17 protein-coding genes are annotated in these 21,455 nt (G+C 55.9%); 7 read left to right on the top strand and 10 right to left on the bottom strand.

From position 1 onward, the window contains the following. The first annotated feature begins 31 nt into the window (after positions 1-31). Positions 32-1,093, top strand: coding sequence for a histidinol-phosphate transaminase (hisC, locus tag B3Y70_RS05275; RefSeq protein WP_273031359.1), 1,062 nt, complete (start codon positions 32-34; stop codon positions 1,091-1,093). Positions 1,094-1,331: 238 nt separating this feature from the next. After that, positions 1,332-2,075, top strand: a complete 744-nt coding sequence (locus B3Y70_RS05270; RefSeq protein WP_199452324.1) for a Nif3-like dinuclear metal center hexameric protein — start codon at positions 1,332-1,334, stop codon at positions 2,073-2,075. A 43-nt stretch (positions 2,076-2,118) separates the two neighbouring features. Here the strand turns inward: B3Y70_RS05270 and B3Y70_RS05265 are convergent, their stop codons facing one another. Continuing rightward, positions 2,119-2,556, bottom strand: a complete 438-nt coding sequence (locus B3Y70_RS05265; RefSeq protein ID WP_011786143.1) for a YhcB family protein — start codon at positions 2,554-2,556, stop codon at positions 2,119-2,121. Between the two features lie 236 nt (positions 2,557-2,792). Here B3Y70_RS05265 and zapE point away from each other — a divergent pair, with 236 nt between their 5' ends. The 5 genes from zapE to B3Y70_RS05240 all read left to right on the top strand — a co-directional run bounded on the left by zapE (position 2,793) and on the right by B3Y70_RS05240 (position 11,517). Then, the gene (zapE, locus tag B3Y70_RS05260) at positions 2,793-3,890 is read left to right on the top strand and encodes a cell division protein ZapE (protein ID WP_206769562.1); all 1,098 of its coding nucleotides are present in this window, start codon (positions 2,793-2,795) and stop codon (positions 3,888-3,890) included. 35 nt (positions 3,891-3,925) lie between these two features. Beyond that, the gene (locus tag B3Y70_RS05255) at positions 3,926-5,110 is read left to right on the top strand and encodes a thiolase family protein (protein WP_224850063.1); all 1,185 of its coding nucleotides are present in this window, start codon (positions 3,926-3,928) and stop codon (positions 5,108-5,110) included. 218 nt (positions 5,111-5,328) lie between these two features. Then, entirely contained in the window at positions 5,329-7,176 is a 1,848-nt protein-coding gene (locus tag B3Y70_RS05250; RefSeq protein WP_153741137.1) for a DUF1302 domain-containing protein, read from the top strand. A 33-nt stretch (positions 7,177-7,209) separates the two neighbouring features. After that, positions 7,210-8,571, top strand: coding sequence for a DUF1329 domain-containing protein (locus B3Y70_RS05245; RefSeq protein WP_153741136.1), 1,362 nt, complete (start codon positions 7,210-7,212; stop codon positions 8,569-8,571). A 270-nt stretch (positions 8,572-8,841) separates the two neighbouring features. Beyond that, a complete protein-coding gene (locus B3Y70_RS05240; RefSeq protein WP_153741135.1) occupies positions 8,842-11,517 on the top strand; it encodes a LuxR C-terminal-related transcriptional regulator in 2,676 nt (891 codons plus the stop codon). 26 nt (positions 11,518-11,543) lie between these two features. On the opposite strand, the gene B3Y70_RS05235 is transcribed toward B3Y70_RS05240, so the two are convergent. The 9 genes from B3Y70_RS05235 to coaE all read right to left on the bottom strand — a co-directional run. Then, positions 11,544-12,443, bottom strand: coding sequence for an acyltransferase (locus B3Y70_RS05235; RefSeq protein WP_199452319.1), 900 nt, complete (start codon positions 12,441-12,443; stop codon positions 11,544-11,546). A 31-nt stretch (positions 12,444-12,474) separates the two neighbouring features. Further along, complete coding sequence (locus B3Y70_RS05230) at positions 12,475-13,407, bottom strand: glucosaminidase domain-containing protein (protein ID WP_114434209.1); 933 nt, start codon at positions 13,405-13,407, stop codon at positions 12,475-12,477. A 69-nt stretch (positions 13,408-13,476) separates the two neighbouring features. Continuing rightward, positions 13,477-15,708 (bottom strand): hypothetical protein, encoded by a 2,232-nt coding sequence (locus B3Y70_RS05225; protein ID WP_273031351.1) that lies wholly within the window; start codon positions 15,706-15,708, stop codon positions 13,477-13,479. A gap of 118 nt (positions 15,709-15,826) precedes the next feature. After that, the gene (locus B3Y70_RS05220; protein ID WP_286714682.1) at positions 15,827-16,387 is read right to left on the bottom strand and encodes a YfaZ family outer membrane protein; all 561 of its coding nucleotides are present in this window, start codon (positions 16,385-16,387) and stop codon (positions 15,827-15,829) included. A 142-nt stretch (positions 16,388-16,529) separates the two neighbouring features. Further along, the gene (yacG, locus tag B3Y70_RS05215) at positions 16,530-16,718 is read right to left on the bottom strand and encodes a DNA gyrase inhibitor YacG (protein ID WP_011786133.1); all 189 of its coding nucleotides are present in this window, start codon (positions 16,716-16,718) and stop codon (positions 16,530-16,532) included. A gap of 33 nt (positions 16,719-16,751) precedes the next feature. Next, positions 16,752-19,106 carry a response regulator gene (locus tag B3Y70_RS05210; protein ID WP_286895551.1) on the bottom strand — a complete coding sequence of 785 codons (2,355 nt, stop codon included), beginning with the start codon at positions 19,104-19,106 and terminating at the stop codon, positions 16,752-16,754. Positions 19,107-19,150: 44 nt separating this feature from the next. Beyond that, a complete protein-coding gene (gene tsaA / locus B3Y70_RS05205; RefSeq protein WP_114434283.1) occupies positions 19,151-19,900 on the bottom strand; it encodes a tRNA (N6-threonylcarbamoyladenosine(37)-N6)-methyltransferase TrmO in 750 nt (249 codons plus the stop codon). An 8-nt stretch (positions 19,901-19,908) separates the two neighbouring features. After that, on the bottom strand, positions 19,909-20,898 hold the full coding sequence (locus B3Y70_RS05200; RefSeq protein ID WP_286895553.1) for a hypothetical protein: 990 nt from the start codon (positions 20,896-20,898) through the stop codon (positions 19,909-19,911). An 88-nt stretch (positions 20,899-20,986) separates the two neighbouring features. Beyond that, positions 20,987-21,455, bottom strand: a 469-nt coding sequence (gene coaE / locus B3Y70_RS05195; RefSeq protein WP_288589327.1) for a dephospho-CoA kinase, incomplete at its 5' end; no start/stop codon positions are given.

The raw sequence follows: 21,455 nt of genomic DNA, 5'->3' as shown, positions 1-21,455 counted from the left end.
GCGCACGCACGTTCAGCGGAGTACCGGATCAATGAGTAAGTACTGGAGCGACCTGGTCAGTGAACTCAAGCCTTATGTGCCGGGTGAACAGCCGAAAATGGCCAATCTGGTTAAGCTGAACACCAATGAAAACCCATTCGGCCCATCGCCAAAAGTGATTGAAGCCATTCAGAGAGAGTTGAATGACAGCCTGCGCCTGTATCCGGACCCGGAAGGCCAGGCCCTGAAAGATACCATTGCCGAATACCACGTTGATTTTGGAATCAATCCCAAACAGGTGTTTGTTGGCAACGGTTCCGATGAAGTGCTGGCGCATATCTTTCAGGGGCTTCTGAAACACGACAAGCCGATCCTGTTTCCGGACATCAGCTATAGCTTTTACCCGGTGTATTGCGGCTTGTTCCAGATCGAGAGTGCGGTTATTCCGTTGACCGACAGCTTCGAGATCGATCCGAACGACTACAAGCGTGACAACGGCGGCATTATCTTCCCGAACCCGAATGCGCCGACGGGACGCTACCTCGGACTTGGGCACGTAGAGGATATCCTGCAGGCCAACCCGGATAGCGTGGTGGTGGTTGATGAAGCCTATGTGGATTTCGGTGGCGAGACGGCGATTCGTCTGGTGAATCAGTACCCGAACCTGTTGGTGTGCCAGACCCTCTCCAAGGCCCGTTCACTGGCTGGCCTGAGAGTTGGCTTTGCGGTTGGTAATGAAGATCTGATCGAGGCTCTCAACCGTGTTAAAGACAGCTTCAATTCCTATCCGCTGGACCGTTTGGCTCTGGCTGGTGCTGTGGCTGCGTTTGAGGACAAGCAGTGGTTCGAGGATTCCTGCAGTGGCGTGATCCGCGAGCGCGAGCGGGTGACCAGGGAGTTGGAAACGCTTGGTTTTGAGGTGCTGCCATCCAAGGCAAACTTTGTTTTTGCCCGCCATCCCGGCCATGAAGGCGCTGCGATTGCGGCGAAGCTTCGGGAGCAGGGCATTATTGTCCGGCATTTCAATAAGCCAAGAATCAGCGATTTTCTGCGCATCACGATTGGTACCAGTGACCAGAACAATGCCCTGATAAAAGGCCTGGATGCGCTGTAGTCTAATGTCGAAGTAGAACGAGGAATCGGCGCGCCGAGTTACGCTGGCGTTTCAGCTTCGAGGTGCCGCAAGGGTCAGCAGGGGTTTCCGGAAACCGCTACAAGCACATCCATGTGCGCTTCTCTCCGGCCATCCATGGCCTCCGACATTTCCGGAAACCCCTGCTGACCCTTGCTTTCAAACGTTGTGCACGCCAGCTGCCATGCGTCCAGAAACCGAAATGTGTTCGAGGTGTTTAATGGCGAGCAGAAACGAGATTATAGCCAAGATAAATCAATGGCTTCAGCCGGATACCTTCCAGGATTACTGCCCGAACGGCCTTCAGGTTGAAGGCAGCGAGCAGGTTATGACCCTTGTGACCGGTGTAACGGCCAGCCAGGCACTGATTGACGCAGCAGTCGCACAAAACGCAGACATGATCCTTGTCCACCACGGCTACTTCTGGAAAGGTGAAGACCAGACTATTCGTGGCATGAAGAAAAACCGGATCAAGCAGTTGCTGGACAACGACATCAACCTCGTCGCCTACCATCTGCCACTGGACGATCATCCAGAGTATGGCAACAACCGGCAACTGGCGGAAGTGCTCGGAATCCAGAATCCTAGGCCGCTGGGGGGGCTGGTCTGGCAGGGTGAGTTGCCGGAGCCCTTGTCAGTTGAAAAGTTTGAGTTAGAGATGGCTCGGGCTCTGCACAGGCAGCCGTTGCACGTTGGTGCAGGGGCAGACAAAATCAAAGCCGTCGCCTGGTGTACGGGCGCCGCTCAGGGCTTTATCAACGTTGCTTTGGAGGCGGGCGTAGACGCCTACATCAGTGGTGAAATCTCGGAGCCGACAACGCATACCGCCCGGGAATGCGGCATTCATTACTTTGCGGCGGGCCATCACGCGACAGAGCGTTATGGAGTGCAGGCGTTAGGGGCGGCGATTGCTGAGGCGTTTGGTGTTACACACCGTTTCATCGATTGTGATAATCCGGTATGAAGATCGTTGCCAGGCTGCGCGTGGCGCAGCCTCTGATTCCGAATCAGGCCGGGCGCTTCTCGCCCTTGTCCAGGCCGTAGTCCTCGGCAAGCGTGCCTTTGGCCTCAGGGTCGGCCTTGGGTGCATAATCCCTGGGAGGTTCTGAAGGCTCGCCATCACTGCCATGCTCCAGTCTGCCCTTGGATTTCTGATCCAGCTCTTCCATCCAGTCTTCGTCATTGCACAGACGGTTGGCGCCACGAGCCATATGCTGGTTCACATCCCGGTAGGCGTCGTTGAACCGGCGCAACAGGTGCGCGGATTCCATAAAGTGCTCGTTCACCTGGGCCTGATAGCGCGTAAACTCGCTGCGCAGCTCTTCAATCTGCTGCTCCGCCCGGCGCTGCCGCAACGTTGCTCCCTGGCCGGAACGGCCAACCAGAATCCCGATGACAATGCCAACTACCAACGCGGCAACTGCCGCCAGAATCAGGTTTGTCATATGAAAATCGTCCTTATATTGCCTGGAAGTGAGCCAATCCCCGTAAACGGAGTATAACGCCCCAAACCGATTGAGCCCATGCTGAAACACTGAGCCAATCGTCGTATTGCCCCGAGAGCCGCCCGGCGTGGCGAAAAAACGCGAAATAGGCGACAATACCGCGCCGATTTTTCACTCGACTCAACTATTCAGGAAGCCTGATGACTGCAGCCACGTCCTCCGATACCGTTGCGAACCTGACCCCTTGGGAGCGTTACCAAAAGGATCTTGAACGCCCGGATTTTCACAAGGACCCCGCCCAGGTAGATGCAGTCCAACGCCTGCAGTCACTGTACGATAAATTGGTGGCTGCTGAAAACGAGCGCAACAAAGGGTTGGCCAAACTGCGCCGCAAACTCAAGAAGGGCCGGGAAGAGCCGGTTAAAGGCCTGTATTTCTGGGGCGGCGTTGGCCGGGGTAAAACCTATCTGATGGACACCTTTTTTGAGTCGCTGCCATTCGAGCGCAAGATGCGGGTGCACTTCCACCGTTTTATGCAGCGCGTTCACAACGAATTGAAGGCTTTGAAAGGGGAGAAAAACCCCCTTGAGATGGTGGCTAAAAAGTTTGCGGACGAGACCCGTGTCATCTGTTTCGACGAGTTCTTTGTTTCCGATATTGGCGATGCCATGATCCTTGCCACGCTGATGGATGGGCTTTTTGGTCGTGGTGTTACCTTGGTGTGTACGTCCAATATCGTCCCCGATGGCCTTTATAAAGATGGCCTCCAGCGCGCGCGGTTCCTGCCTGCCATTGAGCTGGTAAAGAAGTACACCGATGTGGTGAATGTGGATGGCGGCGTGGACTATCGCCTGCGTACCCTGGAGCAGGCAGAGCTTTATCACTGTCCGCTGGATGATGAGGCGGATATCAGCTTGCGGAACAGTTTCGACGCCCTGGCCGTCGAAGCGGCGAAGCACAGTAAAACCATGGAAATCAACGGTCGCAAGATTCCGGCCCAGGCCCACGCAGACGATGTGGTCTGGTTTGACTTCAAAGACGTGTGTGACGGCCCCCGGAGTCAGAACGATTACATCGAAATGGCGCGCCAGTTCCACGCCATTATCGTCAGCAATGTACCGGTGCTTGGTGGCGACAAGGACGACCAGGCGCGCCGTTTTATCAACATGATCGATGAGTTCTACGACCGCAACGTCAAGGTCATTATCTCTGCTGCGGCGCCCATCACCGAGCTCTATTCGGGCGGGCGCCTGAGCTTTGAATTCGAGCGCACGGAATCCCGGTTGCTGGAAATGCAATCCCAAGAGTATCTCGAAGCGCCCCACAAACCATAACCAGAATCATAAAGAACCAACAGAGAGGTCACAGCATGAGTCAGGACAACGTTGTCATCGTGAGCGGTGTTCGCACCCCCATGGGTGGTTTTATGGGTAGTCTTGCCCCGGTTTCCGCGCCGGAACTGGGCGCAATTGCCATCGCTGAGGCGGTGAAGCGCGCCGGCCTGCAGCCTGCCGATATTCAGGAAGTCATTATGGGTAACGTGCTGCCGGCTGGCCTGAAGCAGGGGCCCGCTCGCCAGGCCATGCGCAAGGCGGGACTGCCAGACAGTACTGGCGCCACCACCATTAACAAACTTTGTGGCTCCGGCATGAAAGCGACCATGTTCGCCCATGACCTGATCAAAGCCGGCTCAAACGACATCATGGTAGCCGGTGGCATGGAGAGTATGTCCAACGCGCCTCACATTTTGCTGGGCGCCCGCCAGGGCTACCGCATGGGGCCTGGGCAGGCGCCCCAGGACCATATGTTCCTGGATGGCCTCGAAGACGCCGAGACTGGCCGTTTGATGGGATCTTTCGCCCAGGAAATGGCGGACAAGAAAGGCTATACCCGGGAAGAAATGGACAACTACGCGATTTCCTCCCTGAATCGTGCCAAGAAAGCGATTGAAGAAGGCCTGCTCAAAGAGGAGATCATCCCCGTTACCGTCAAGACCCGTAAGGGCGAGGTGGTGGTAGAGGATGATGAGCAGCCCCACAACGCCAACATTGAGAAGATTCCGACACTGCGCCCGGCGTTTGCCAAAGACGGTACCGTGACTGCAGCAAACGCGTCTTCCATTTCTGACGGCTCCTCAGCACTGGTGCTGATGCGTGAATCCGAAGCCGAAAAACGTGGCCTCAAGCCCCTGGCGCGGATCGTTGCCCATAGCACTCAGTCCCAGCATCCCAGCGAGTTCACCTGTGCGCCAGTGGGCGCGATCCAGACACTTTTCCAGAAAACCGGCTGGACCAAGGACGATGTTGACCTTTACGAGATCAACGAAGCCTTCGCCATGGTGGCCATGATGCCTATCAAAGAGCTGGGCCTGGATCCGGACAAGGTGAATATTCACGGTGGAGCCTGTGCCCAGGGGCATCCGGTTGGATCTACCGGTTCCCGTCTTCTGGTTACCCTGATGCATGCCCTCAAGCGCTATGGCAAAAAGAAGGGTGTTGCCGCGCTCTGCATCGGTGGTGGTGAAGCCACCGCAATGGCGATCGAAATGCTGTAAGACGACAGGTGGTTGCACTCCTGAATCTTGTCTATAGTGAGGGAGTGCGAGCCCCGGCTGAACAGAGAGTGACAGCAAAATCATACTTTTGACTGATCAAAGCCCCCGAAAGGCTTAGCTATAGTGCAATCATCACGGCACTGTGTGTACAGCCGTCAGGACACCTAACACCAGAACAATCGAGCAGCGACTCAGAACAACAACGGAGTAGCCTTCCAATGACAAGAAAAACTCAACCGTGGCAGCGTTGGACCAAGTTACCACTTGCCGTAGCCATAGCCGCCGGCGTGTCCGGCCAGGCAGCAGCATACTCGTTCTACATGGGTGATGTTGAGGCTCAGTTCAATACCACGTTATCTGCCGGTGCTTCCTGGCGAGTAGAAGAAGCTGACAAGCGTCTTCTGGCTCCGCATGATGGGCGGGGTACTGCTTCCACCAACAACTATGACGACGGTAATCGCAATTTCGACAAAGGCGATACCATCTCCAAGATCGTCAAGGGTAACAGTGAGCTGTTCCTGGATTATGCAGTCGACAGTCAGTATCTGACCCGCGTAGGTGGTTTTGTTCGTGGCCGCTATTGGTATGACTTCGAGCTCAAAGACGAGAATCGCCGTTACGTAGAGCTCAACGAGAAAGCAAAGGATAATGCCTCAGGCGGCGAAATCCTCGATGCCTACGTGTTTTCTGACTGGTACTTCGGCAACATCCCTGTGAGCCTGCGCTATGGTAAGCAGGTAGTGAGCTGGGGTGAGAGTACGTTTATCCAGGGTGGTATCAACACCATCAACCCGGTAGATGTTCAGGCGTTCCGTGCTCCAGGCTCCGAATTGAAGGATGCGTTGCTGCCGGTTGAGATGTTCTACATGTCTGCCGGTGTCACTGAAAACGTCTCCGTTGAAGCCTTCGTTCAGGCCAAATGGGAGCCGGTGCGCCCGGACGATTGCGGAACCTTCTTCTCTACCATTGATTTTGTCGCCGATGGCTGCGGCCCTATCTGGCCAGCGGGTGATGTGAGCGAGGCTCAGAGTCAGATACTTGATGCTGCCGACTCATTGGGCCTTGGTGGCTATGCAATTAACCGACTGGCTGATGTAGAGGCGGATTCGAAGGATCAGTTTGGTGTAGCCGTTCGTTGGTATGTGCCTGAGTTGAATGATTCAGAGCTGGGCTTCTATTACATAAAGTACAACAGTCGCTTGCCGTATGTAAGTGGCGTGCTTAATGATGGCCCTGCCCGTGGTCCGGGGTACTTCCCCGAATACTTTATGGAATACCCGGAGAATATCGATCTATATGGGATCAGTATCAATACCACCACGCCCGGCGGCTGGTCGCTGGGCGCAGAGTACAGCTTCCGTGAGGATGTGCCCCTTCAGTGGAACGCTTTTGAGCTGATCTATGCTGGTCTGCAACTGCCAACCAACCCTAATGATCCAAATTCGACGCCTGTTAGCCTCTTGCAACAACAGCGGCAAAAAGAACTTGGAGCGGACTTCGATATCAACGGTCTGAGGGCTTCTGGCTATGACCGTTACAATGTCTCCCAATTCCAGTTCACGCTGATCAAGTTCTTCGATCAGGTTATGGGTGCCAGCCGTCTGTCCCTGATCAATGAAGTGGGTATGACCTGGGTACACGATCTGCCGGGCTACGACGAGGCACGTTATGGGCGCTCCGGTACTTTTGGCGTAGGTCCGGTGCCCACGCCTGCGGGTGATATCTGTCCCCAGCTGAATCTGAACCCGGACTACTGTGAGAACGACGGCTATACCACAGACTTCTCCTGGGGTTATCGCACGCGTCTGGTTTGGGACTACCCGAACGTGTTTGCAGGTGTAAACCTGTTGCCGCAGCTGGCCTGGAGCCACGACGTAGAAGGTTATTCCCCGCAGCCGGGTGGTGCCTTCAACGAAGGAAGCAAGGCGCTTGGTCTGTCCGTTCAGGCGGTTTATCAGAACAAGATCACAGGCAACATCGGCTACACAAACTTTTTCGGTGGCAAACCGTATAACGAGTTGACCGACCGTGATTTCGTGAGTGCGAGCGTTTCCTACTCATTCTGAACCGGACCGAATTCGTTCAACGAGGTAATTTAGATGAAATTAAACAAGAAACTACTGGCCACAGGTGTACTGGCTGCAAGTCTCTTTACCGGTCAGGCCTGGGGCGCGGTTTCTGCAGAAGAAGCGGCCAAGCTGGGCGATACTCTGACCCCGATGGGTGCAGAGAAGTCTGGTAATGGCGGTGCCATCCCGGCATGGACCGGCGGGTTAACAACTCCGCCGGCGGGCTACAAGGGCGACGGTATCTATGTAAATCCGTTCCCGAATGAGCAGCCCGAGTTTGTCATTGATCAGAGCAATGTTGATCAATATGCCGACAAGCTGTCTCCGGGCCAGGTGGCGATGATTCGCCAGTACGCCGATTACAAGATTCCGGTCTATCCGACCCATCGTACGGCGGCTTACCCGAAAGAAGTGATGGATGAGACCGTTGAGAACGCCACCAAAGTGGAGTTGATTCAGGACGGTAACGGGCTGGGCAATTACGAGAGTGCAACGCCGTTCCCGATTCCCCAGAACGGCCTCGAAGCTATCTGGAACCACATTACCCGGTATCGCGGTGGTTCGGTGCAGCGGAACGTTGGCCAGGTCACTCCTACAGCTGGTGGCGACTACTCAGTGGTCAAGTTCCAGGACGAACTGACATGGCGTACTTACCTGAACGATTATCAGCCAGGTGAAGACGACAACGTTCTGTTCTACTTCAAGCAGGCTATTACTGCGCCAGCGCGTCTGGCGGGTAACGTACTGCTGGTACATGAAACGATTGATCAGGTGAAAGAACCGCGCCGGGCGTGGATCTACAACGCCGGTCAGCGTCGGGTTCGTCGTGCTCCGCAGGTTGCCTACGATGGTCCGGGTACTGCGTCTGATAGCATGCGTACCTCTGACAACTTCGACATGTACAACGGCGCTCCCGATCGCTACAACTGGGAACTGCTGGGCAAGAAGGAAATGTACATTCCGTACAACTCCTACAAGCTGGTGGATCGCGGCCTGAGCTACGATGAAATCATCAAAGCCGGACACATCAATCAGGATCTGACCCGTTACGAGCTGCACCGTGTGTGGCACGTGCGTGCAACCCTGAAGGACGGTGAGCGGCATGTATACGCCCAGCGTGACTTCTACATTGATGAGGACTCCTGGCAGGCAGCGGTTATCGATCACTACGATGGCCGTGGCGAGCTCTGGCGTGTCGCTGAAGCCCACGGAATGCAGTTCTACGATCAGAACGTGCCCTGGTACGCGATCGAAGTACTGTACGATCTGCTCTCCGGTCGTTACCTGGCTCTTGGCCTGACCAACGAAGAGAACCAGCCGTACACCTTTGGTGTCGAGCGTCAGTCACGGGATTACACGCCGGCGGCTCTGCGTCGCGCTGGAACCCGTTAATAACAGCGTTTCACCGCTGTCAGGAAAAGCGAGCCTCTATGGCTCGCTTTTTTTTGGCCGTTGGTAAGTGTCTCCGCGTTAAAAAATCGCCTCTAACCTCTTTTTTCCCCGTCAATTTTTTGCAGCAAGCACCTGCTTTGGTTTAACCTCTCCCTCAAGACTCATACTAAAGGCGTACCCCATGCAGGACGCCATGCCGTTTTCGGCCTAAGCAAGACTCTTATTTTCCGGTTTGGGCGTTCGTCCGGCCGGTTTCAAACGGGGCAGTGCGTGAAATCCTTTAAAGAAGGCTGTGCAGCCAACGACGAGTTCCAGACCGCGAACTCCAGTCTACAGAGCGGTGAGCTGGTGCGGGATCTTATGGAGCACCGGCTGAGGGTGCCATCTGTACCAGACGATACCCTGGCGAGGCCGAATCTGGATCGAATGATATGCCAGGCCTTGCAAGCCGGTAGACTGCTACAGCTAGAAGCACCCGGAGGTTACGGCAAGACTCACGCCCTGGTCCGTGCGCTGGCCAGTGCACCGGACGTGAATGTTCGCTGGATATCCCTGAACGCCGGGGACAACGCTCCCTCCCGTTTTCTTTCCATACTTGCGATGGCATTGGGATTGGCAGAGGTACTGTCGCCGAATGGTGGAACCTTTGAAGACCATTTGACGATGCTTCTGGTCAATCGGGATCGGCAGGCCCGCGAGGTCAGAGAAGTGCTGGTTCTGGATAATGTCCATCATCTTACCAACCCGGCAGTCAGCGGCTTATTGCACCAGTTGGTTACCCACCTGCCTTCGGGTCTTTCAGTTGCTATGGCTTCTCGGCTTCCGGTGCCATTTGAGAGCCACACACTGGAACTGAATGGCAACTACACCAGGCTAGGACCCGATATTCTGGAGTTTTCACGGTCTGAAACCTTTGAGTTTTTTGCGAAAGCGCGTTCCGACGGCCTGATTACCAGCGTCGCGATTGATCATTTATTCGGGCTCACTGAAGGTTGGCCAACGCCACTGGCACTGTATCGGCGAGAGCTGAAACAGGGCGGGGAGCGTAGGGCCCTGCATGAAACCCCTTCGGTAGAGCGTTTCCTGAAAGACTGTATTGCGGCCCAGTTGGGTTCTACCCAATTGAAATCAATGCGGGCGATTGCCGAGCTGGACACCTGTTCGGATGAGTTGTTTTTCGCTATCGAGCCCTCTGTGTCCGAGTCGGGGATGCCACCTTCAGAGGCTGCTGAACGTGGGCTGCCCCTGAAGCCGGTCCCTGGCCGGGGCCGGTGGTATCGCCTCAATCCATTGCTACAGGCCTGGCTGCAAACCCCGGTGATGGGGGGCTACATAACCCGCATGTTGATGGCCAGCCGATGGTTCGAGCAACGTCAGCAGTTCCCGGAGGCGCTGAAATATGCTGTGTTGGCGGGAGATAGCAATGAGGTTGTTCGTATTGCCTCAGAGAGTACCGAGGCTTTGTTACTGGGCCAGGACACTGCCTCTTTGCTGAGCTTGAGAAAAAACCTGCCGGCAGAGTTGCTGGAGCGAAGCGCCCGGTTGCGTATTGTCTATGGCTGGGTACATGCCATTGGTGGTCAGTTCCAGCAGGCAAAGCAACTTCTTGAAGGCTTCAATGACCGGGACCGGAAAGAGCATGAGGCCCGCATCTACGCTTTGAAGGCGTTTATATTGCGCGGTGAGGGCTTTGTGCAGCCCGCGTTGGCCATGGCTGACAAGGCGCTGGCGATGGGTAGCATGTCGACCCAGGCGCAGCTGGTGACTCAAATTGTTCGTTCGAGCGCGCTTTGTGCGGCCGGGTCTTTTCAGGAGGCTCGGGATGCCAATCGTGTTGCTTCCAAGCTGGCCCGCGAAGCTGGCGATTCGGGGTCCGAGGCCCTGGCGGTGTACGCCCACGCCCGCATTGAACTGGGTAAGGGGGCACTGCGCCACGCGGAGCAACTTTTGCGAACCGGGCTGGATACGGCCATGCAGGAGCTCAGCCGGCCGGCACGAATCGGGGAAACCCGCCTGCAACTGAATCTGGTCCTGGTACTCTGGCATCAGGGCCGTCTGACGGAAGCCGATCGACTGCTGGTCAACTGTGCCCGTCATGCCGAACAGACCCGTGATCTTGGGTTGCTGCTCGCCATGGCGTTGAGGGTGCTGATGTGTCGCGCTCAGGGCCGGATGGATGATGCCTTCGTCTGGGTGGGTCGGGCAGAGCGCACCATGCATACCTGGCAGGTGGATGAGAGCCTGTACGTACCGGTGCTGGAAGCGTTAAAAGCCAGCTGTTGGCTGGCCCAAGGCCAACACGACAGTGCGACGCAGGCGATCGCCAAACTGGAACCTTACCGTAAAGGTGGATGTGTACCAGAGCTTTTCCCGATGATGCCAGGCCTGCTGGATTGCTTGCAGGTGCGGGCTGATATGGCCAATGGCGACCTGGTGAGAGCCCGGGAGCATCTGGATGCTGTCTCTGAGAAATACCAGGGCAGCATGCCCTGGGGGCTGCAGCTGCATGCGGGTTTGCTGGATGCTGTTCTGCTGGAAGCCGAGAAAGGCCTTCCTGCCGCCCGGAAGAGGCTGGAGAGCGTCGTTGCCCAGGCGAGCCGGGAGCATTTTATAAGCCCGTTTGCAGAGCTTATGAAAGAGCTTGGGCCACTGATGGAAAAATGTTATCGCCATCTGGATAATGGGGACTTTACCGCAGCGCTTGGGCAGCTGTTTGGTTGTGAGCCAGTGGCAGCGGCGGCAGATCCGCTGGCCGAACCTATCAGTGATCGGGAGCAGGGCGTTCTGGAATTGATCGCCCAGGGGCTATCAAACCAGGAAATCGCCGACAAATTGCATATTTCGCTGCATACCGTGAAAACCCACGCCAGAAGGATAAACGCCAAGCTGGATGTTAAATCACGGACACAGGCAATTGTCCGGGCCCGGGAGCTGGGGCTGCTGTAATACCGCAGCCCCGCAGGGATTATTCGTTAGCTGTTTTCGGCCAACAGTGTTTCAATTCGCTGGTCTTTCTCCGCCCAGATCTCACTTACCCATCGCTGGAAGTCGACCCTGACCTCCCGGTTGTTTTCGTAATCCATTCCAAGAAAACGCTCCGGCACTTCGCGGGTGCGAATATCGATCACGATCTTGCGCACCCGTCCGCACAGGTAGTCCCAGATGCCGGGTCGGCCACCGGGATACACGATAGTGACATCCAGCATGGTATGAATCATCTCGCCCATGGCGCCAAATACAAAGGCCGTGCCGCCCGCTCTGGGTTTCAGCAGATGCTTGTAAGGTGAGTTCTGGCGCTGGTGTTTTTCCGGGGTGAAACGGGTGCCTTCCATAAAATTGAAAATGGTCACTGGTGTGTACCGGAATTTTTCACAGGCGGCCTTTGTCGCTTCAATGTCCTTGCCTTTCAGTTCCGGGCGTTTGGCGATCTGTTCCTTGGTATGTCTGTGCATAAACGGGAAATCCAGAGCCCACCAGGCAACTCCTAACAAAGGCACCCAGATCAGCTGCTTTTTCAGGAAGAACTTCAGCAGTGGGATTTTGCTGTTCAGTACATATTGAATAGCGGGAATGTCAGCCCAGCTCTGATGGTTGCAGGTGACAAAATACCAGTGCTCCTTGCTGAGTTCTTCCGCACCACGGACCTCCCATTCCACCCGGTGGAGCAGATTCATCAGGGTGTTGTTGAAGCCGATCCAGTACCAGGCAATGGCATTCAGCACGATAGTGCACGCCTTACGAAACGGCTGGACTGGAGCAACGAGTTTGGCCAGTGCTACCAGCAACAGTAGCGGAAGAAACAACAGGGTGTTGATCAGTATCAACAGCACCGCAAGGATGCCTTTTAGCGGCGCGGGCAGGAAATCAAGCATCGGAGAATCTCGAATCTGTCAGGTTCAGGGATTAGCCTTCAAACGGGCTCAGTTGGCCACCGGATCCACCGGGCAGGAGCGTCGTGTCCGGAATGGCGGATGCCAGCCGTTCAAACTGCGCAGGGGTCCGGTCACCCAGCAGGGTTCTGAATTCCTCGTCGTAGAACTCCAGATTGTTGTAACGGATCATGGCGCGAATCTCTTTTATGTACTCCTCACCACGCTCGGAATAGCCAAGCAGGCCTTCTGCAAGCTCCCACCCAGACAGGGGTTTCTGGGCATTGCGATCAGCGAGCCGAATATCACGAACTGTTTGATAGGTGGGATGACGGTTCAGATTCTGAATGTAGGAGCGCACGGAGTAATAAGGTGACGGGAATTTTGCCACTTCGTGATTGGCACCTTCGATTCGGCTCTGCGGCACCAGCCCGCAGCCCCGGGAGAAGCACCATTGACCAAAGAGATTGTTGCCTTCGGTCGCAAACCGGGAGGTCCCCCAGGCGGATTCATTCGCTGCCTGAGCCAGGATCAGAGACGGAGGAATGACATCGAGGCGTTTCCGAAGCAGGTCGAACTGCTGGTCAGTTCCGGCCTCGGCCTCAATGCGCAGTCGATCCCCCTGGCTTGTTAGCCATGCGAGTTCATCTTTAGTCAGAGCATCCTTGCCTTCAAGCGTGGTGAGATATTCGCGCTCCAGCAGAATACGGGAATTGGCAAGCACTATCCTGGGATAGAGGTAAGAGAAGAACGCGACTTTCTTTTCAGTGGTGTCCTGATAGGTTGAGAAGTCCGGAAGACCCTCATTCGCCCAATTTGGAAGCGGTGGCAGAGAAGACAGGGTAACTTCGCCTTCGCCTTCTCCCGGCAGGGTGTTCTGACTTGCGGTTGGTGTGTAAATAGCACCCGCAACAGCAAACGCAAACAACGGCATCAACAGCATCAGCGCCCGGTTAACTGCAGTCATAAACCCCTCGTTACTATCGATATGGCTTGAATTATAACAGGTTATACGGGGCTGTCCGCGGTTCAGGTTTTAAGGCGCAGAGGATTCCTCAACAAGGGTTGCGAGCAATAGCCCGGTTTTCATTTCCGGGCCGGTATCGTCGCTGATAACCAGGAAGACCTGGTTGCCGGCCGCGGTATAGAAGCCGCGCATCTCGTATTCTCCGGCGCTGGTAATCGAAATGCCCCCTTCCAATGTTGTTGTGAAGCTGCCATTAAACTGCATCGGCAGTTCTTCAGGGGCCACCACCTCGTTGTCTTCGATAAGGTGGTTCACCATCATGGTTGTGCCCTCGAAGCTGGCAGAACTGTTCGCCAGGGTCAGCTGTGCATTGTTCACGTGGTAGAGCCGGTTTTCCTCCTGCGTCACGCCAACGATGGCGCCCTGTAACCGATAGGTGCCTTCTGTCAGTGCTCCGTCTGTGAGCGTTTTTCCTGCCACCAGGAGGCCACTGCCCAACGTGCCATCATTGAGGTTAAAGCCCATCAGATCCTGATTTGGGGTTGCCGCTCCCAGGCCCATGTCGGGGATGCCAAAGTTGGGGTCGTTGAAGTTGGTTCGTTCGTCGATCTCGTTGCGGAACAACCCCAGCCGCCCCATATAAATATCGCCCGAGCTCAGGCGGGAACGCCGGTTAATCAGATTCCAGGTGTCGTTGCTGGTATCGGGTGTGGCCACGCCACCGGAGGCGTCGCGGGCCAGGGTGAACTGGTCCACATTGGCGGTGCCGTTCAGAGTCTGACCGTTCGCTGAGCCGAATGCCCATTGACCATGTCCGGTTTCGAATGTTGCAGGCGCCCCATCGGCGAAGCGGGTGGCGAGGTAAGCCACATTATAGGCCTGTCCGGCCATATCGTAGATCTGGAATGCCTCCGCACGTTGGAGGTGTAGCTCGAATACGCTCAGGTAGTGGTTTTCGAGAGTGTTCCGGCGTTTGAGCTTGCCGTTATCATCTTCCAGCGCGATCGCTTTGCCGCCGGTGAAATAGTTGGTCAGTACCCGGTCTGGCCCGCTCTGGTCATTCACCGGTTCGGAAGTAAAGGCATCCAGATAGTACGGGTTTCTGGTCCAGCCATTGATCAGGCTGCTGTTTCGTTTGGTGATGGTTTGGTAAAGGGCTCTTCCCGCCAGCAAGCGAGCCGGTGTTTCGGTGGTCAGTGTGGCAGCGCCCGGGGCGCTGGAATGGCTGTTTCGTTCCCAGGTTTCGGTCCCGCGCTCAAAAAAGAGCTGCTCTGGAATACCGGAATTATTCCGCTCGAAAAAACCGTGAATCTGCGTTTGGCGATCGTAAGGTATGTCCGTGGCCAGAGACGTGATATTCAGGTTGAAGGCATCGAACGACGTGAGCGTCAGTGCGGGATACAAAAAGGCGCGGTTGTCCTCGGTCAGCCGCTCTACCTGAGCCATGCGTACGCCCCACTGGCCGGCTCCTGCTACATTGGATTCGCGAAACGTCTGGCCCAATTCCAGGCCGAGAAACACGGAGTTGTAATCCGCCGCACTGGCGGAAATCCGGTCTGAGGATGCCTGGCCGAGCAGTGCGTAGTCGGCCATATCTGCTACATAGCTGGCAAAATCAGCCCGGTCAGCCAGGGTAGAGGTCGCTTGGGTAACGTTAGCGTTCTCCGGAATATCAATCTCAAAATCGTGTACCTGGTCGGCCAGAGTTCCCCATACATACTTGTTCAAGCAAGACGCGTTATCCACACAGTCCAACACGGTCTGAAAATCATAGGTGGAGTACCGGCGCCAGAGCACCTCGGTAACCAGGTAATGGGAAAAAGGGTTCACCTTTACATCCCGGTCGGCGTCTGCTGCCAGAGCGGTCATCGTGGCGGTGCCATAACGGGCCTCAATGATCACATCCGGACCAACGGGAACGCCATTATCAAAGGTCAGAATAAAGTGGCCGTCCGTCCCTTTTTCAGTGGAGTAACGAACATCATCAAAGGTTTGTGCGCTGGTGTTGGTGCGGTAAACCCGAACCTGATCGGGAATCACAATACGAAGGTTACGCCGTGTTTGCTCGCCCTCAGGTGCCAGATTAACGGGTAATTCCATGGTAACCCGTACCTGATTTGGCTTCAGGCCCCGGGCGTTGCTGGAATCCCCGGTACTGCCGGAACTGAAATCATCCAGCGCGTTCTGAGTGTTGCCAAACCGGTTGGGAATGTCTTTGGCGCCGTCAATCGCACTATCTCCGCCCCCACAGGCGGAAAGCAACAGGGAAGTAGCCAGTATGGAAGGGATTGTCAGTCTCATGAAAGCGCAGTCCGGTTTGCAAATGTCCGGACAGACTAGCAGTAATCAGGAGGGCAGGGCGTGAATAGCTGCACGAATCAGTCACCCGGCAAGGCGCCGGGTAACCGAGGCGAAGCGGTCAGAAGAAGATCTTGATCCCGGCCAGCACGCCTTCATCCAGATTCACATCTGGAGAACCGGCAAAATCCAGTTCTGTATTCAGGTAACGGTATCCGGCAAACACTTCCGCATTGCGGATAACCCGGTAGCTGCCACGCAGTTCCACGCTGGTCATGTCGTCGGAATCGCCAAACGACAGAATGCTTGGAGCATAGTGCAGGCTGCCGCCAAACGACAGACCGGGCACGGTCGGAATGTTCACCGTGGCGAAACCACCAAGGCCGATGGCACCGCCATCAACATCGTCGTCATCCCAGCCGACGCCACGCATGCCGATGCCGGCAGTCGTTGGCAGGTTACCGAGAGCGGTACGGCCCTGGGCATGAAAATCGGCGTTGATAATGTGGCGACTACCTTCATGGTAGGTGTATCCGGCACCCAGTTGCAGCTCGTCCTGGCTGCCGAAGAAGTTAACCTGACCTTTGACCGAATCGTTGGTCAGACTCAGATCCAGGTCACTGGCCAGAACCGGAGCGGCGGCAAGAGAAAGTGCCAGTGCTGAGACGCGGGTAATCTTCATGTGTACACCTTTTTTGCTGTCGTTATGAGAGCGTGGCCGGCGCAACTGCCGGTATATGCGATAGTTTCAACGTCAACGGATGTTAAACATCTGCCGGGTGGTTAACAACTTAAAAGCCCGTAAGTGGTTGGTAACCAAAACGTCAATGGCGGGTAACCTCGCCGCCCTGGTCGAGATCATCAGGAGACGCATTTTCGGCGGGCACCCGATACTCCTCATTGGCCCAGGCACCCAGATCGATCAGTTTGCAGCGCTCAGAGCAGAAGGGGCGCCAGGGGTTGGTCTCGCTCCACTCCACGGATTTCTTACAGGTGGGACACTCTACATTCATGGCATGATTCCGGGCAGGTGACTTGCGGCTTCATCAGGATGTTGCAGAAGCCTGACAATATTGTTCCAGCACTGCCCGTAGCATTTCAAGGTTGACAGGTTTAGCCACAAAGGAATCCATGCCTGCTTCGCGGCAACGTTCCTCATCTTCTTCCATGGCGCTGGCTGTCAGTGCCACAACCGGTACCCGGCTGCGACCATGGTTGGTTTCCCAGGCCCGGAGCTGGCGTGTTGCTTCGTAGCCGTCCATCCGGGGCATAACGCAGTCCATGAAAACCACATCAAACTGATGCCATTGCCACAGCGAGGATGCGGCCTGCCCGTCGTTTGCCGTCATGACTTCGCAGCCCAGTTTTTCCAGCAATCGACGGGTAAGGGTGCGGTTTACGGGATTGTCTTCCACCAGCAGCACCCGCATCCGACCGCAAGGGATTTCCCGCTGGCGACTTCCGGCATCCGCCATGGTCTTCAGAGAAAAGCGGGTAAGAAACCGGCGTTCCTGTTGTGTGTCATGGGTAAACAGCTGGTTCAGGATCGGAATCAGGTAGGATTCCCGGAGAGACTTGCTCAAGAAGGCATCAGCACCGGCCTGGCGAAAATGCTCGGCGTCCCCTCGCTGGGGGTTGGAGGACAGGATCAGAAGCCTCATTTCGGCCCATTGCGGGTTGCTCCGTACCTGGCGGCACAGTAAATCCGCATCCATGTCGGGCACGAAGCCGTCCAGAATTGTAGCGTCGTAGGGTATGCCTGCATCAAAGGCTTGTCGCAGGGCGGTCAGTGCTTCCCCGGCTGACCGCACGGCATCAATGTGAACATCGTACCGGGATAGCATCTCCAGAGTAATCTTGCGTGACAGCTCGTAGGAATCAACGACCAGTACCCGCCGGCCCTGCACCTGCCGAGAATCCGGCCGCACCTTGGCAGAGCCATCGGTCGCCTCCTGGAGTGACAGTTCCACCCAAAAAGTCGAGCCCTCACCCGGGCGACTCTCCAGATCCATCGAGCCGCCCATCAGATCGACCAGTTGACGGCAGATGGTGAGCCCGAGCCCCGCACCAGGTAACTGACGCTGGAAGCGTTGACCAAGTTGAACATAGGGCTCGTATACCAGAGGTATATCCTCTGGATTTATACCAACCCCGGTATCCTCAACCGCCAACCGAAGGCGCACTTTGCCTTCTTTTCTGCCAAGAATCTCAATGCTGATCAGCACGTGGCCGGAATCTGTGAATTTGATGGCATTGGATAACAGGTTCAGCAACACCTGGCGAATGCGTACCGGGTCTCCCGTCAGCGCCCAGGGCAGGTTTTCATCCACCCGTACTTCCAGGGCCAGACCTTTTTCCCGGGCCCGGGAGCCAAGCATGTGAATCAGATCGTTCAGGGTTTCGCGCAGGTCAAAAGGAATAGCCTCAAGCTCCAGCTTGCCGGCTTCCATGCTGGAGATATCCAGCAGGTCATTGATGATGGAAGACAGGCTTTCCGAGGCATTGAGCAGGGTATTCACATACTCCCGTTGCTCCTGGTCCAGAGGCGTGTCGGTCAGCAAATTGGCGTAACCGAGGACAGACTGAAGCGGAATACGCAGCTCGTGGCTGACATTGGCCAGGAACTGATTCTTGGCGTGATTGGCCCGGATGGCTTCGTCCCGTTCGCCCTGAGTCTGGATGGTGGTCTGCCTTAAGGAGCGGGTGTCCTCGAGAATCTGCAACCGCATTTTATTCAATGCCTGTTCCAGTTCTGAAAGCTCATCGGGCCGGGAAGGGTTGCGCCGGCGCAGCTTAAGAGGTTCAACAAGCGCATCCAGATTCAGCTTGGCCGCATAGTCCGCCATGGTTTCCAGGTGGCGGGACAGTGCTACCCGTACAATCAACAGCAATCCCAATGTGCCCAGCATCACCACAATGGACTGGAACAGGAGATTCAGCAGGGCGCGATCGAGGATATCCTGGTATACCTGTTCAATAGACGAAACAATGGTCAGTTCCCCCACTCGTTGCGGACGGTCAAAACTGGAACGGTTGAATTCGAGGGGGAATGTCTGGGTAATTACCCGGCCTTCAGGGTAGGAGCCGGTACTGAATTCTTCGCCGGTGGTTGTGATCACCCGTGCATAGCCAATAAAAGGCATGGAACGCATGTCGTCCAGGCTATTGGCTACTTCGCTGAAATTCATCACCCACAGGTTGGTGCTCATGCCGCCGGCGATAAGGTCAGCGGCGCGCTCCTGACTGCTCTGCAATTCCGATTTCTGGCGTTCGAATTCGCCAATCATCTGAACACCCGTTGCCACCAGTGACAATATCAGGCTGTACAGCAGCACCCACCCAAGCAACCGCAGTGCCAGTGGGCGCAAACCCAAACGCTTGAAGAACTGGTTTGAAGGCAAGGCACAAGTTCCCTGTGTCGACTACAAAATCACCAAGGTGCATCTTAACAGACGGATATCACTTCCACACGCATGATTGAATCTTCGTTCACAAATCGAAACCGAACATTCTTGTCGAACAGGTTGGCTCCGTAGATTCGTTGTTCATCCCGTCCACGGCGGAATGACGGGCGCGGGTCGTAACTGACGACATCCTCAATCAGGGCGCGGAAATCCGGATAGTCGGCCTCCGGAAGCTGGCTTAGCTGGTCAGAGGCATCTGGTGCGAAGGTCACCTCCAATCTGTCGGTCGGCGCACTGTCTGCCCAGCCCAGTGATGCCTCCGGGACGGAGTCCGAAAACGGCAGGTAGGGCTTGATGTCGAGAATTGGTGTGCCCTCAATAAGATCATGATTACTGATCTTCAGGACCAGTTCGCCATTCTTGCGAGCGAGGCCTTCGTTCCTGACGACTGACAGGCCAAGACTGTTCGGGCGAAAAGGCGAACGGCTGGCAAACACACCGATTTTCTTGTTACCCCCAAGCCTCGGGGGCCGAACCACCGGGCGCCATTCGGCGCGAACGGCTTCATGAAACTGGAAGGTAAGCCAGATATGGCTCGCTGACTCAAGGCCCCGGAAAGCGTCTTCACGATCAAAGGGACTTTGTATAACCAGTTCCGCGTGGGCATGGCGGGTAAGGCCGGGTTGCCGGGGAACGCCGAACTTGTCCTGAAAGCAGGAACGAGTGATGGCAATCGGTGTGAGCGTCAGAGCTTCCTCGGCGGGCCGGCTTTTATGCTGTGGTCTGCTCATTTCTGATGTCATTCCCGGTCAATGGTGCCTGCAAAGTACATTTCGATTCGGAATACGATAGAGGCCTGATCGTCAAACCCCTCATCCCGCTGATACTCCAGAGCTGGTATCAACTCGGCAAAAAGCCAGTTACTGTACATCCGGTAGCGCCAGGTTACGTCTGCGAAATAGCTTGTGGTTCGCCAGGTTGGCTGGCTTTCGCCAAGAATGCCAACTCGAGGGGTAACTACCGAGCGGGTGTTCAGTCGTTTCTGGATACTGTGAACGTGGGCCGCTACAAACTTGCGGTCACTATGAACCCATTCCAGTTCGGACGAGTTGTAGTAGTGCCAGCCGTTGCCTAGTGAGCGATCCAGGCCGATCCAGCTGCGTGCCCCCCAACCTTCGGTGTGATAGTAGTACAGGCGTTGCTGCGTATTCAGCGTCCAGTCCCCGTCAAACTTCCAGCCCTTTCGAGCTTTCATACGCCAGAACAGTGCGGGTGGTAGTCGCAGCCGGCCACCAATGTCGGTGGAGAGATTGATGGAGTCTCCAACATCCGTCAGAAACCTCAGGGCGCCGGTTGTCTCTGTGTCGGTTCGCTCCGGTTCCGTCAGTTGCCTGTCCCGCTCACGTTCCGCCAGCGGGATCAGTTCTTCGCTTTCACTTTCCACCACCAGCCTCAGCTTCTCCTCAGCGGTGGGGACATCGAGACGAAAGCGAAGCTCCGGCTCAAACTGGGCCGGATCGCTGTATTCGGATTCTGCTGCAAACCCCAGTCTCAGGTAGCTTTCGTTATTTGGCAGCGCCTGGGAAGAGCCGGACAGTGTTCGATCCGCCCATGCACCCAGGGACTGCACGGTTGGGCCATGCTGACGTTCCTGCCGAATAACCCAGTCGCTGACTCCCAGCCACCAAGAATCCCTGGGCTCTGCCCAGAACTCAGCGGGTTCGAAGGTATAGAACGAGATTGGCAGGCGCTCCGGCGCCAGAAGGGCGGGCACCGAGATATCACGCATGGTGATAACCGGTTCTGCCGCTTTCGTGAAGGAACAAGCGAGGAGGCCGGTGGCAAGTGCAGTACGAATAAGTGCGGGGCGGATCAGACTATGCTCCTTGGCTGAAATCCGCCAGAAAACGTTGGTGCAGAGCGTGTACTGAAGCTTCCACACGCTCCAGCGGCTGCGCATTGTTGATAATCGCATCGGCTTTTTCGCGGCGGGCGGCTCTGGGCATTTGGGCGGCGAGTATCCGCTCCACCTGTTCGCGGCTATTCCCGTCTCTCGCCATGGTGCGGTTGATCTGAGTTTCTTCCGGTACATCCACCACAACAATCCGTTCCACCAGTTCGTGCTGGTTGGTCTCCAGAAGCAGGGGAGAGACCAGCATCACGTAGGGTAGATTGTAATCCTCGGGTGACAGCTGGCGGATCAGTTCCTGGCGGATAATGGGGTGCAATAATCCCTCCAGCCAGCGTCGTTGTTCAGGATCCTCAAATACTTTTTGGCGCAGGGCAGCACGGTCCAGTTCGCCGTTACCCTGAAGAATTCTCTCGCCGAAGTGATCAGCGATGGCT

It is taken from the genome of Marinobacter sp. UBA5687, assembly GCF_002420325.1.
Taxonomy (GTDB): domain Bacteria; phylum Pseudomonadota; class Gammaproteobacteria; order Pseudomonadales; family Oleiphilaceae; genus Marinobacter; species Marinobacter nauticus.
Note: the sequence above shows the minus strand (reverse complement) of the source record. Positions and strands in the feature narration are given on the sequence as shown.